This is a genomic window from Halomonas marinisediminis, from assembly GCF_004347715.1.
In the GTDB taxonomy this organism is placed as follows: Bacteria; Pseudomonadota; Gammaproteobacteria; order Pseudomonadales; family Halomonadaceae; genus Halomonas; species Halomonas icarae.
In genome coordinates, this window is sequence record NZ_SLTR01000010.1 from 107,129 (window position 1) to 119,792 (window position 12,664).

At 66.5% G+C, this 12,664-nt stretch carries 15 protein-coding genes; 13 read left to right on the forward strand and 2 right to left on the reverse strand.

Annotated elements, in window-relative coordinates; all coding sequences use genetic code 11:
- The first annotated feature begins 93 nt into the window (after window positions 1–93).
- The 10 genes from E0702_RS09270 (at window position 94) to E0702_RS09315 (ending at window position 8,241) form a co-directional block, all read left to right on the forward strand.
- Complete coding sequence (locus E0702_RS09270; protein ID WP_237561954.1) at window positions 94–258, forward strand: hypothetical protein; 165 nt, start codon at window positions 94–96, stop codon at window positions 256–258.
- Between the two features lie 32 nt (window positions 259–290).
- On the forward strand, window positions 291–482 hold the full coding sequence (locus tag E0702_RS09275; RefSeq protein ID WP_132043093.1) for a YgaP family membrane protein: 192 nt from the start codon (window positions 291–293) through the stop codon (window positions 480–482).
- A gap of 213 nt (window positions 483–695) precedes the next feature.
- On the forward strand, window positions 696–1,577 hold the full coding sequence (locus E0702_RS09280) for an MBL fold metallo-hydrolase (protein WP_132043095.1): 882 nt from the start codon (window positions 696–698) through the stop codon (window positions 1,575–1,577).
- Between the two features lie 63 nt (window positions 1,578–1,640).
- The gene (locus E0702_RS09285; protein ID WP_132043097.1) at window positions 1,641–3,404 is read left to right on the forward strand and encodes a SulP family inorganic anion transporter; all 1,764 of its coding nucleotides are present in this window, start codon (window positions 1,641–1,643) and stop codon (window positions 3,402–3,404) included.
- A 65-nt stretch (window positions 3,405–3,469) separates the two neighbouring features.
- Window positions 3,470–3,943, forward strand: coding sequence for a YeeE/YedE family protein (locus E0702_RS09290; protein WP_132043099.1), 474 nt, complete (start codon window positions 3,470–3,472; stop codon window positions 3,941–3,943).
- Entirely contained in the window at window positions 3,940–4,368 is a 429-nt protein-coding gene (locus E0702_RS09295) for a DUF6691 family protein (RefSeq protein WP_240721706.1), read from the forward strand. Before E0702_RS09290 ends, E0702_RS09295 begins: the two co-directional genes overlap by 4 nt.
- A gap of 160 nt (window positions 4,369–4,528) precedes the next feature.
- On the forward strand, window positions 4,529–5,230 hold the full coding sequence (locus E0702_RS09300) for a response regulator (protein WP_132043101.1): 702 nt from the start codon (window positions 4,529–4,531) through the stop codon (window positions 5,228–5,230).
- Complete coding sequence (locus E0702_RS09305) at window positions 5,227–6,564, forward strand: ATP-binding protein (RefSeq protein WP_132043103.1); 1,338 nt, start codon at window positions 5,227–5,229, stop codon at window positions 6,562–6,564. The genes E0702_RS09300 and E0702_RS09305 overlap by 4 nt, the downstream gene beginning before the upstream one ends.
- A gap of 19 nt (window positions 6,565–6,583) precedes the next feature.
- A complete protein-coding gene (locus E0702_RS09310; RefSeq protein WP_132043105.1) occupies window positions 6,584–7,279 on the forward strand; it encodes a c-type cytochrome in 696 nt (231 codons plus the stop codon).
- The gene (locus tag E0702_RS09315; protein ID WP_132043107.1) at window positions 7,276–8,241 is read left to right on the forward strand and encodes a c-type cytochrome; all 966 of its coding nucleotides are present in this window, start codon (window positions 7,276–7,278) and stop codon (window positions 8,239–8,241) included. The genes E0702_RS09310 and E0702_RS09315 overlap by 4 nt, the downstream gene beginning before the upstream one ends.
- 95 nt (window positions 8,242–8,336) lie before the next feature.
- Here the strand turns inward: E0702_RS09315 and dsbG are convergent, their stop codons facing one another.
- Both dsbG and E0702_RS09325 read right to left on the reverse strand, forming a co-directional pair.
- Window positions 8,337–9,113, reverse strand: a complete 777-nt coding sequence (dsbG, locus tag E0702_RS09320) for a thiol:disulfide interchange protein DsbG (RefSeq protein WP_132043109.1) — start codon at window positions 9,111–9,113, stop codon at window positions 8,337–8,339.
- Window positions 9,114–9,370: 257 nt separating this feature from the next.
- Entirely contained in the window at window positions 9,371–10,192 is an 822-nt protein-coding gene (locus tag E0702_RS09325; RefSeq protein WP_132043111.1) for a TlpA family protein disulfide reductase, read from the reverse strand.
- A 191-nt stretch (window positions 10,193–10,383) separates the two neighbouring features.
- On the opposite strand from E0702_RS09325, the gene E0702_RS09330 reads away from it, so the two are divergent.
- The 3 genes from E0702_RS09330 to ribD all read left to right on the forward strand — a co-directional run bounded on the left by E0702_RS09330 (window position 10,384) and on the right by ribD (window position 12,600).
- Window positions 10,384–10,887, forward strand: coding sequence for a copper chaperone PCu(A)C (locus E0702_RS09330; RefSeq protein ID WP_205741914.1), 504 nt, complete (start codon window positions 10,384–10,386; stop codon window positions 10,885–10,887).
- A 75-nt stretch (window positions 10,888–10,962) separates the two neighbouring features.
- Window positions 10,963–11,436: a transcriptional regulator NrdR gene (gene nrdR, locus E0702_RS09335; protein ID WP_132043113.1), complete on the forward strand. Its 474-nt coding sequence runs from the start codon at window positions 10,963–10,965 to the stop codon at window positions 11,434–11,436.
- 12 nt (window positions 11,437–11,448) lie between these two features.
- On the forward strand, window positions 11,449–12,600 hold the full coding sequence (gene ribD, locus E0702_RS09340; protein ID WP_132043115.1) for a bifunctional diaminohydroxyphosphoribosylaminopyrimidine deaminase/5-amino-6-(5-phosphoribosylamino)uracil reductase RibD: 1,152 nt from the start codon (window positions 11,449–11,451) through the stop codon (window positions 12,598–12,600).
- Window positions 12,601–12,664: the final 64 nt, after the last annotated feature.

Here is a 12,664-nt window from a genome sequence, read left to right on the forward strand (position 1 = left end):
GGTAATTAGCTTAGATTTTTTTGTTATGTACATGGCTTTAAAAGGCGTATTGGCCTCGACCGCCCTGGCGCTCAGGTGACGCCCGAGGGCATCTTGAAGATGCTGATGAAGAACGGCGCCGAGGTGGACGTCTGTGCGATCTATCTCCCCAACCGCGATTTTGGCCAGGAAGCGCTGCTGGATGGCGTGGGTGTCGCGGCGCCAGGCCCGATTGCCGAGCTGATGCGTGATCCGTCCGTTCCGGTCTTCACCTTCTAGGCCGTTGACGCTTATCTACCGAGGAGCATGATATGACAAGCAATGTGGGTGGTATCGACAAGATTCTGCGCATCGTGGTGGGAGCGCTGCTGATTCTGCTGGCCTTGACTGGGACCATCGGTGCCTGGGGCTGGATCGGCGTGGTGCCGCTGGCCACCGGCCTGTTCAACTTCTGCCCGGCCTACAAGCTGCTGGGCGTTAACACCTGCAAGCTCAAGAAGTAGTCACCGCCGGTTTCGGCCGGCTCACGAAAGACGGCGCCCGCGGCCTTCCGGTCGCGGGCGCCGTGCGTGTGTGGTTCGGAGCCGTGTCGTTCCAGGTGTATGCGTGGCCATGTGGCGACGCTTGCATATTGCAAAATAATCTATGCTTATAATGAATTGTGGTCTATGCTGTCGGTATACCGCCATACGACATCCGACGGAGGCCGATCTCCCATGTCCAAGACGAACACGCCCCTCCCCATCGTGACCCACTTCTTCGACGAGTCCACCAACACCTTCAGTTATGTGGTGCAGGACCCCAGCAGCAAGTCCTGCGCGATCCTCGACTCGGTGCTCGACTTCGACTATGCCGCCGGGCGCACCGACGTACGTTCCGCCGACGAGATCATCGCCTTCGTGCGAGACAACGCCTTGGAGGTAGAGTGGGTCCTCGAGACTCACGTGCATGCCGACCACCTCTCTGCCGCCCCCTATCTGCACGAACAACTGGGTGGGCTGACCGGCATCGGCGCCAATATCACCGTGGTGCAGGAGGTCTTCGGCAAGGCGTTCAACGCCGGCACCGAGTTCGCCCGGGATGGCAGCCAGTTCGACTGCCTCTTCGAGGAGGGTGATACCTTTGCCATCGGCAATCTGGAGGGGCGGGTGCTGCACACCCCGGGTCATACACCGGCCTGTCTGACCTATGTGATTGGTGACGCCGCCTTCGTCGGCGATACCCTCTTTATGCCGGACTACGGCACCGCACGCTGCGATTTCCCCGGTGGTGATGCCCGGATGCTCTATCGCTCCATCCAGAAGGTGCTGGCGCTGCCCGACGAGACGCGACTCTTCCTGTGCCATGACTACAAGGCGCCGGAGCGCGAGGAGTTTCAGCACGAGACCAGCGTGGCCGAGCAGCGCGCGCATAACGTGCACGTCCACGAAGGCATCGGTGAGGAGGCGTTCGTCAAGATGCGCACCGAGCGCGACGCCACCCTGGATATGCCGAAACTGATCATTCCCTCGGTACAGGTCAACATGCGTGCCGGTGAGATGCCGCCCGCCGAGGACAACGGCCAGGTCTACCTCAAGGTGCCGATCAACACATTCTAGCAACTTGCTCTAACAACATGTTCTAACAACACGTTCCAACCAGCGAGTGCCGAGGCAAGCCGCGTGAATCCGAAACGCTATCTGCCGATCCTGCAGTGGCTGCCCGACTACGGGCGAAGTGCTCTGGCCAGCGACCTGATGGCGGCGGTGATCGTCACCATCATGCTGATTCCCCAGTCGCTGGCCTATGCCATGCTGGCCGGGCTGCCACCCGAGGTGGGGCTCTACGCCAGCATCGCGCCTCTGGCGATCTACGCCGTGTTCGGCACCAGCCGCACCCTCTCGGTGGGCCCGGTGGCGGTGGTATCGCTGATGACTGCCGCGGCGGTGGGGCAGGTGGCGCCTCAGGGCACGCCGGAATATCTTGGTGCGGCCCTGGCGCTGGCGCTGATGTCGGGGCTGATGCTGACCGTGATGGGAGTAGCGCGGCTGGGATTTCTGGCCAACTTCCTGAGCCACCCGGTGATTTCGGGATTTATCACCGCCTCGGGGTTGATCATCGCCGCCAGCCAACTCAAGCATCTGTTGGGCGTCGAGGCGAGCGGTCATAACCTGCTGGCGCTGGTGGTGGAGCTGGGCGGCCAATTGGGTAGCGTCAACCTGCCGACCCTGCTGGTCGGGCTTGGAGTGCTGGCCTTTCTGCATGTCGCGCGGCGCCGGCTCAAACCCGCCCTGCGTCGCCTCGGCGTGCCGGCGCGCCCGGCGGACATGCTCACCAGGGCGGCGCCGATTCTCGCCGTGGCCGCCACCACCCTGGCGAGCTGGGGGCTGGGGCTGGATCGCCATGGAGTGGCGGTGGTCGGTGAGGTGCCGGCGGGACTGCCGCCCCTGACCCTGCCCGGCTTCGACAGTGGTCTGTGGCGCGAACTGTTCGTGGCGGCGTTGCTGATCAGCATCGTCGGTTTCGTCGAGTCGGTATCAGTGGGCCAGACCCTGGCCGCCAAGCGGCGTCAGCGCATCGACCCCGACCAGGAGCTGGTGGGGCTGGGTACCTCCAATATCGCCGCGTCATTGACCGGTGGCATGCCGGTGACCGGTGGTTTCTCGCGCTCGGTGGTGAACTTCGATGCCGGGGCCGAGACCCCGGCCGCCGGGGCCTTTACCGCGGTAGGCATCGGTGTGGCGGCACTGTGCCTTACCCCACTGATTGCCTATCTGCCGATCGCCACGCTGGCGGCCACCATCATCGTGGCGGTGCTGTCGCTGGTCGATATCGCTGCGATCAGGCGCACCTGGGCGTACTCGAAGGGGGATGTCGCCGCCATGCTGGCCACCATCGCGGTGACCCTGGCAGACGGCGTGGAGAGCGGGATCATGGTCGGGGTGGGCCTGTCGCTGGCGCTGCATCTGTATCGCACCAGCCGTCCTCACAGTGCCGTGGTCGGACGGGTGCCAGGCACCGAGCACTTTCGCAACGTGCAGCGCCATGTGGTGGAGACCGACGAGCGTCTGACGATCCTGCGGGTCGACGAGAGCCTCTACTTCGCCAATGCGCGTTACCTGGAGGACACCGTGATGGCGCTGGCGGCCCGCCAGCCTGGCCTCGAGCATATCGTGCTGGCCTGTCAGGCGGTCAATGTCATCGACGCCTCGGCCCTGGAGAGCCTCGAGGCGATCAATGCGCGCCTCAGGGACTCCGGCGTATGCCTCCATCTGGCCGAGGTGAAGGGTCCGGTGATGGATCGACTGCAGCACACCGATTTCTGTCACGAGATGACCGGTGAGGTGTTCTTGAGCACCTATGATGCCTGGCGCGAGCTGCGTGGCGAGAGCGATCTCGGCCTGTCACGGCGCTGTACCGAGCTGCAGGCAAATACTCCGCTCTAGCAGTGGCCGTGTCCTGAATGGTTCTTTAATAGCGCACCCCCGGGTGCACCAAAGGAGAGAGAAGAGTGGACTGGAGCTCATCCCTGCAGGGACTGGCCGGCGGCGTGCTGATCGGCCTCTCCGCGACCTGGCTGATGGCGACCCTGGGTCGCATCGCCGGCATCAGTGGCATCATCGGCGGCCTGATCACGGCGCGACCCAAGGGTGACAGTGCCTGGCGGCTGACCTTCCTGCTCGGCCTGATCAGCGGCCCCCTCGTGGTGATGCTGCTCGGCGGTGGCCTGGGCAACGTCGCCGGCGGTGCCGTCGATATCACGGGACAGGTGATCGGCGAGCCCGCCGGCGGCGTGGCGCTGATGCTGCTGGCAGGCCTGCTGGTGGGCCTGGGAACGGGGCTGGGCAGTGGCTGCACCAGTGGTCACGGGGTGTGCGGCCTGGCGCGGCTCTCGGTGCGCTCGATGGTCGCGACCCTCTCTTTCCTGGTGGCGGCAATCTTCACCGTGTTTGTTGTGCGGCACGTGATCGGAGGTGGTGCATGAAACCGTCGACCATGAAAACCGTGGCGGGCTATATCGCCGGGCTGATCTTCGGCCTGGGGCTCGCCGTCTCCGGGATGACCGACCCCTCGCGGGTGCTGGGTTTCCTCGATCTCTTCGGTGCCTGGGACCCGACCCTGATGTTCGTGCTCGGCGGCGCCGTGGTGACCAACTTTATCGGCTACCGGCTGGTGCTGCGGCGCCCCAACCCGCTGTTTGCCGAGCGCTTCCAGCTGCCTACCCGTCAGGACCTGGATGCCCGCCTGATCGGCGGCTCGGCGCTGTTCGGCATCGGCTGGGGGCTCTCCGGCTACTGCCCGGGGCCGGCCATCGCCTCCGTGGGGGGGCTCACTGCCCCGCTGGTCGCCATGCTGGTGGCGATGGTGGCGGGCTGGTTCCTGGCCAGGGCGATTCCTGCCCGAGGCTGAGCCTGACCTGCGTCAAGCGACGCCCCCGCAGGTGCCGCCTGCAGGGGCGTCGACGTCTACGACCAATGGCTCGCCGGGAACGGTTTAACTCACGACAATCATTAACGCTGGCTTAATGGCCCGGTGACAAGATGATGCCCAACCAGAGGACCTTTACGCCATGCACGTACTGCTGATCGAGGATGATGCCCTGGTGGCATCGGGCATTTGCGCCGGGCTCGCGATGCACGACTATGTCGTCGATCATGTGGCCTCCATCACCGAGGCGCGTCGCGCCCTGGCGAGTGTCGCAAGCGACGTGGTGATCCTTGACCGCGGGCTGCCCGATGGCGATGGCCTGAACCTGCTGATGGAGTGGCGCGGCGGCGGGGTGACCACCCCGGTGCTGGTGCTGACAGCCCGCGATGCGGTCAGCGACCGGGTGGCGGGGCTGCAGGGCGGTGCCGATGACTATCTGGTCAAGCCCTTCGACCTCGACGAACTGGTGGCCCGGCTCCAGGCCCTGCTGCGTCGCGCGGCGGGGCGCTCGCATCCGCTGATCGAGCACGGCGCCCTGTGCCTTGATTCGCTGGCCCGGGAGGTCACCCTCGACGGTCGTCCGGTGACGCTGTCGCGCCGCGAGCTGGTGCTGCTCGAGGCCTTCCTGCACGCGCCGCGCAGCGTGCTGTCGGCCGACCAGCTCAAGGATAGCCTCTACGGCTTGAGCGAGGAGGTGGAGAGCAACGCCCTCAACGTGCATATCCATCATCTGCGCCGCAAGCTCGGCAGCGAGCTGATCGAGACGGTGCGCGGGCTGGGGTATCGGCTGGGACCGCCGCTGGGTGAGTCGGTCGGCGAGTCAGCCGATAAGGAACGATCGTGAGCCTGCGCACGCGGCTGCTGGCGACCCTCGGTGTCACCCTGCTGGTGCTGTGGGGGCTGGCCGCCGCCTGGCTGCTGCGTGATCTGGAGGAGCAGTTCGTGGCCACCCTCGATCAGCGTCTCGCCCAGTCGGCGCGGATGGTCGCGGGGCTGATGGCACAGCTACCCCAGGAGGTGTGGCTCGAGGCCGATCGACGGGCGCTGTCGATCCCGCCCATCGAGGGGCTGGCCTGTCAGGTGCACTCGCCCCGCGGCGAGATCATGGCGCGGACGCATAGCGACCTGGGGTCGATACTGGCGATGGGGGAGGCCGGCGGGCACACCTACCGCGAAGAGGGGGGCGTAACCTGGCGGGTGTTCACCTACGAGCGCAACGGGTTGACCATCACCACCGCCGATCGCATGGATGAGCGCGATATGCTGCTCGGCAATGTCATCAAGGTGGCCACGGTGCCCTTCGTGGTGGCCATGCTGGGCAGCATGGTGGCGCTATGGATCGGGGTGGTGCGCGGACTCTCGCCCATCGCCCGGCTGCGTGACTCTCTGGCCCGGCGTCATCCGGAGGCCCTGGCGCCGGTGGCCACCTACGGGGTACCCGGCGAGCTGCGCCCGCTGGTGGAAACCCTCAACGGCCTGCTGGCTCGCGTCCAGCAGGCCATCGTGCGCGAACAGCGCTTTACCAACGATGCGGCCCACGAGCTGCGCACGCCGCTCACCGCCATCAAGACCCATCTGCAGGTGGCGGGCCGCGTAGAGGGCAGGGCCGCCCGCGATGCCGTTATCTACGCTGAGGAGGGCGTCGAGCGTCTGGCACGAATTCTCGACCAGCTGTTGATGCTGGCCCGGGTGGAGGGCCGGCTGGCCTTCGAGGATGGCACTCTGTGTCGACCCGCGGAGGTGGTGGCCCTCGCGCTGCGCGACAGCGGTGCTGAGACCTCCCGCTTCGAGTTGCCCGAGGCGTGGCCACAGGCCCCGCTGGCGCTGCCGCGGGAGCTTGCCGTCACCGCGCTGCGCAACCTGGTCGACAACGCCCTGCGCCACGGTGGCGAGGCATCGCGAGTGACCCTCGACGTGGAGAGCGATAATCGCACGCACCTGACATTCAGGGTGATCGACCAGGGGCCCGGGGTCGATGAGGACGTCATGAAGCAGATGGCCAGGCGGTTCTGGCGTGCCAGCAAGCAGCACGGCAGCGGCCTGGGCCTGACCATCGTGGTGGCGATCGCCGAGCGCTTCGGCGGCCACCTGGAGTTTGCCAGCCCCGCGCGGGGTGGGTTGGAAGCGCGCCTGACCCTCCCGGTCCAGGCGAGTGAGGTTGCCCCGGCGAGGGCATGACACGACAAGGAGAAGACCGATGACCAGCAAGAGGATCGCGAGTGGGCTCGGCCTGCTGCTGGGTGCCGGGCTGGCTGCTAGTCAGGCCGTGGCGCTTGAGGGGGATGCCGAGCGGGGCGAGGCGGCCGCGGGAACCTGTGTGGCCTGCCACCAGGCCGATGGCATGGGCATGAACAACCCCAACGGCGAGTCATGGCCGCGACTGGCCGGGCTGCCGGCGGCCTATATCGTCAAGCAGTTGCACGACATCAAGGAGGGGCGTCGCGAGAGCCCCAGCATGATGCCGTTCGCCAACATGCTCGATGACCAGCAGATCGCCGATGTGGCGGCCTACTATGCCGAACTCGAGCCCTGGCCCGAGCTCCCCACCGCCTATCATGCCGCCGACCCGAATGACGAGGCGGAGTGGCTGGCAGAGCGCGGTGACTGGGCCGAGGGCAGGATGATTCCGGCCTGCAGCCAGTGCCATGGGCCCAATGGTCAGGGCGTGGGGGACAGCTTCCCGCCGCTCGCGGGTCAGCATGCGGGATATATCGTCAGCCAGCTCGAGGCCTGGCGCGAAGGCAAGCGCCATAACGACCCCAACGACCTGATGGTGGGGATCGCCGAGCGCCTCGACGAGGCGCAGATCGAACTGATAGCCGACTACTATGCCACCCTGCCGGAGCGCATCGCCGCGCAGGGCGATGCGGCACAAGAGGAGGATGGTCAATGAGCCAGCGTAGATTCCACCTGTTGATGGCCGGCACCCTGGTCTCGGCGCTCGGCCTGCCCCTGGCCGCACTGGCCCAGGATGATGAGGTCCAGCGTGACTACCAGATCCCGCTGCCCGAGGCCCCGGCGGGGGAGGTCACCTTCCAGCCACCCCTGGAGCGCGACATTCCCGACAACCAGTATGGCGATATGGTGCGCAAGGGACGTGATCTCTTCGTCAACACCCAGGCGCTGCGTGGCGAGTATGTCTTCAACGAGCAGAACTGCGCCAACTGCCACCTCGATGCCGGTCGGCTCGCCAACTCGGCACCGATGTGGGCCTCCTTCGGCGTCTATCCCGCCTACCGTGGCAAGAACGACAAGGTCAATACGCTCGCCGAGCGTATTCAGGGCTGCTTCACCTACTCCATGAACGGCAAGCCACCGGAGAATGACAGCGAGCCGCTGGTCGCGATGCAGACCTACCTGCACTGGATGGCTACCGGAGCGCCGATCAACGAGTCGCTGCCCGGGCGCGGGTATCCGAAGCTCGAGGAGACCGAGCAGGGGGCCGACCGCGAGCGCGGGGCCGAGGTGTATGCCCAGCAGTGTGCGGTCTGTCACGGCGATGAGGGCCAGGGGCAGAAGGTCGGCGAGCGCCAGGTCTTCCCGCCGCTGTGGGGCGATGGCGCCTACAACTGGGGAGCCGGCATGCATCGTGTGAATACCGCGGCCAACTTCATCAAGGCCAACATGCCCCTGGGCAAGCCCTACTCGCTGACGGATCAGGAAGCCTGGGATGTGGCGGCCTTCATCAACAGCCACGAGCGGCCCCAGGACCCGCGTCGTCGCACCCTCGACACGCTGGATGAGACCGCCGAGATCTTCCATGACCATCATGGCTTCTATGGTCAGAAGGTCGACGGCAAGCGCCTGGGGGATCATGACAACTTCGGCGAGAATCCCGTCCCACTCGACGGCTGATTCCTGTCAGCCGAACGCGAGGCGCCCCGCTGCCCGGGAGGCAGCGGGGCGCTTTTGCGAACAGACGTTGCCAACAGCGTCGCTTCGCTGGCGGCTCAGGGCGCCGGGCCGCCCATGACCTCCTCGAGGCGCTCGGGGCTGGGGACCCCCTCGACGCGGTCGACACGGTCACCATCGCGGTAGAGCGTGGTGGGCGTGGCCATGAAACCCAGCGAGTCGAACAGCTGGTTGTTGGCGTAGACCTGCTCCTCGATCTCGCGTGACTGGGGGCCCGCTTCGATCTCGTCGCCCTCGCCGCTGTGGGCGTGAAGGGCGGCGGCGGGGTCCTCGGCACCGAGCAGGGCGGCGGCCTTGGCGGGGCTGTCCGAGGCGAGAACACCGATCATGATATGACGCAGCTGTACCTGGCCGGCCTCGACCCAAGGGCGGGCCTCGTGCCAGAACTGACGGCAGTAGGGGCAGTTGGGGTCGGTGAAGGTGTAGACGATACGCTCGGCATCGGGGCTGCCATCGGCGATCCAGTGGCTCGCTTCCAGGTCCTGCCAGACCTCCGCGAACTGGGCGGCTCGCACATGCCTGTCCAGCTGGGGTTCGGAGAGATTGGTGCCTTCTGCATCGACCAGGGTGCCGATGATGGCGTGCTCGCCGCCCGGCAGCAGGTAGACGGCCACCTCGCCGCGGGAGTGGCTGGCGCCGTAGCCGGTCAGCCCGGCCGGCGCCTCGAACTGGCCATGAATGGTCAGGCCCTGGTCGGTCAGGGCCTGCACGGGTGCCGGCAGGTCGTCGACGCTTGGGGCGTCATTGGCCACGGCGGGGGCCGTGAAGGTCAGGGTCAGCACCGCGAGGGCAGGCATCCTGAGGAGGTGTCGCATGGTTAGGTCCTTGTGCGGTTGTCGTGAAGATCAAGCTACGCTGTCTCGGCGCAGGCATTAGCGCAGGCCGTGCTATCGCGGATAGCAGTAACGCTCAAGGCTTTTCCGGCGACAGGCCCCGGAGCGCCGGACCGTCGAGGGGGCGCCACGAGTACCTCCCTGTAGGCTACCTCGGCCATCCCTGGACCTCGGACCCCCTCTCCGACCTGTCCCCGGCGCCTTTCGCTATCAGCCTGGCGATAACGGCGATATCCCTGTCAGCGCAGGCGCTCCAGCCCCTGGCGCAGGGTGGCCTGGGAGAGCTCGCCGAAGTGGGTGTTCACCAGTTGCCCCTCGGCGTCGTAGAAAAGGGTGGTGGGCAGGGCCATGGCGCCGGTCGCGTCGCCCAGGGCGGTGTGCGCATCGAGCAGCACGTTGTCCAGTTGCAGAGACTGCTCGTCGAGAAAACGGTTCACCAGCGACACGTTCTCGCCCTGGTTGACGAAGGCGAAGGTGATGTCGCCGATCTCGTGCTGGGCCTGTTCGAATACCGGCATCTCGCGGCGGCACGGTGGACACCAGGTGGCCCAGAGATTGACCACCAGCGGCTTGGCTTCGCGCTCGGCCAGTTCTGGCAGGTCGGTAGGAGCGCCCGCCAGGGTGGTCAGGGGCGTGTCGGGGAGCGGGCGGCCCTGCTGCTCGATCAGCAGCAGGGGGCCGGCGGTCAGCCCCCAGGCGAGGAGGCCGGCCAGCAGGGCGCCGCCCAGCGGAAGGCGCTGGCGGGGCGAGCGCCACAGCCGCCAGGTGGCGTATCCCAGACCGACTACCAGCCCGCCCATGGGGTCGAAGCCGCCATCGCGAAGGTCCAGCAGCGAGAGGATGCCGTCGTAGCTGCTCCAGTAGCGCGTCACGAACACCAGGCGGGCACCGAGCAGCGCGATCAGCAGCAGGTTGAAGAGCGTGTCGGCCGTGGGGGTGTGATGGCGACGGCCAATCAGCGCCCCGGCCAGCAGGGCGACGCCGAAGGCCAGGATGATCAACAGCTGGCCGATGGAGAAGCCCATGGGGCCCACGGCGATACTCTGGTTCAATGCCTGCATGGGAGGTGCTCCTTGCCAGTGAGTTCGGCGGCGTTCACACCGCCGAAGGCCGAGCCTGACAGCCAGTGATTAGCGCTGCATTAACCGGCGCCGTGCTGAGGCGTTATGTCGCAAGGGTGAACAGGCGCCTCAACCTGGCCTAAGCTTCTGGCCTGAGCCTTGACCTTTGTCCAACTGAAGGAACACCCCGCATGCTGCCACGCTCCCCGATGTCATGGCGCCTCCCCATGGTGGCGCTGCTTGCCTCACTGGCCAGCTCCGCGGCACTGGCCGATTCGCTGCGAGTCGAAGGTGCCCATGTGCGCGCCGTGCCGCCGGTTTCGACCACCACGGCCGCCTTTATGGTGCTGCATAATGAAGGGGAAGCCGACCGTTCTCTGGTGGCGGCGAGCACTCCGGCCGCTCGGGTGGCGGAGCTGCACAACCATGTGGATGTCGATGGCGTGATGCAGATGCGCCGGGTTGAGGCGGTTCCGGTACCGGCCAACGCGAGTGTCAGCCTGGCCCCGGGCGGTTATCACCTGATGTTGATCGACCTGGCGGCCCCCTTGCATGAGGGTGACGAGGTGACGCTCAGCCTGACCTTCGATGATGGCCAGACCCTGGAGCTCGAGGCGCCGGTGCGCCGGATCGAGACCATGAATCACGATCAGATGGACCATCAGCCAGAGGATATGTCGCACTCCGGTCACTGATCGGCACTGCTGTGCGAACGGGACTCGAGTCGCTACAATGCGACGAGTCCCGTCTCTTCGTTCTGGAACCCTGTCATGCACTGTCCCTTCTGCGGCACCCACGACACCAAGGTCACCGATTCGCGGCTGGTCGCCGAAGGGGACCAGGTGCGCCGGCGGCGGCAGTGTGTGGCCTGCGGTGAACGTTTCACCACCTACGAGACCGCCGAGCTGATCATGCCGCGGGTGATCAAGGGTGATGGCTCCCGCGAAACCTTCAACGAGCAGAAGATGCGCGCTGGCATGCTGCGCGCGCTTGAGAAACGTCCGGTAAGTGCCGAGGCGATCGAGGCCGCGGTGCAACGCATTCGTCAGACCCTGCGTGCTCGTGGCGAGCGTGAGGTTCATGCGCGTGATATCGGCGAGGCGGTCATGGCCGCGCTGCGCGGTCTCGACCAGGTGGCCTATATTCGTTTTGCCTCGGTCTATCGACGCTTCCAGGATATCGATGAGTTTCGCGCAGAGATCGAGCGTCTCGCCCAGGACCCCGACCAGACGCCCCCTCGCTGATACGGAGCCCCCATGGCCCACCCTACGCCTGCCGAAGCCTGGATGGCTCGCGCCCTCGAGCTGGCCCAGCGCGGCCTCTATACGACACACCCCAATCCACGTGTGGGTTGTGTGCTGGTCAAACACGGCCGCCTGGTGGGGCAGGGCTACCATGCCCGTGCCGGTGAGCCCCATGCCGAAGTGAACGCCTTGCATGAGGCCGGCGAGGAAGCCCGCGGCGCCACCGCCTATGTGACACTTGAGCCCTGTTCCCATCAGGGGCGTACCGGTCCCTGTGCCGTGGCGTTGATCGAGGCCGGTGTGGCGCGAGTGGTCGTCGCCATGGAGGACCCAAATCCGGAGGTGGCCGGCCGCGGCGTTGCCCTGCTGCGTGATGCCGGCATCGAGGTGAGGGTCGGCGTGATGGCGGCCCAGGCTCGGGCGCTCAACCCCGGCTTCATCCTGCGCATGGATCATGGCCGCCCCTTCGTGCGCCTTAAGATGGCCATGAGTCTCGATGGCCGTACCGCCATGTCCTCCGGCGAGTCACAGTGGATCACCGGCCCCGAGGCACGCCGTCAGGTGCAGCGGCTGCGTGCCCGCTCGAGCGCCGTGCTTACCGGTGTCGAGTCGGTGATCTTCGATAATTCGCGACTCACCGTGCGCGCCGACCAGCTCGGCCTCGACGATGCCGTCACCATCGCCGCTCGCCAGCCGTTGCGGGTGATCGTCGACAGCCACCTGCGGCTGCCCGAGGCGGCGGCCTGCCTTACCGAGCCAGGGCGCACCCTGGTGGTAGCCGTGGAGGGAGCCGAGGATGAGCGAGTCGAGCGGCTGACCCGTGCCGGGGCAGAAGTGCTGACACTACCCGCCGGCAGCGAGGGGCGAGTCGACCTTGAGGCCCTGTTGCGCCATCTTGCCGAGGTCGAGCAGGCCAATGAGGTACTGCTTGAGACCGGGGCGACCCTGGCCGGCGCCATGCTCGATGCCGGCCTGGTCGACGAGATGCAGCTGTTCGTGGCACCCACTCTGCTCGGCGGCGATGCTCGGCCGCTGTTCCAGCTCGCCGGCATCGAGACCATGGCGCATCAGCGCGGCCTGGATATCCTCGATATCCGCGCCGTGGGCCAGGACTGGCGCATTACCGCCAGGCCGAAGCGCCGTATCAAGGAGGGGGAGGAGTAGCGCCCGCTGCCGCGCCAAGGTGCACTTTACTGGCGCCCGCTGCCGCGCCAAGGTGCACTTTACT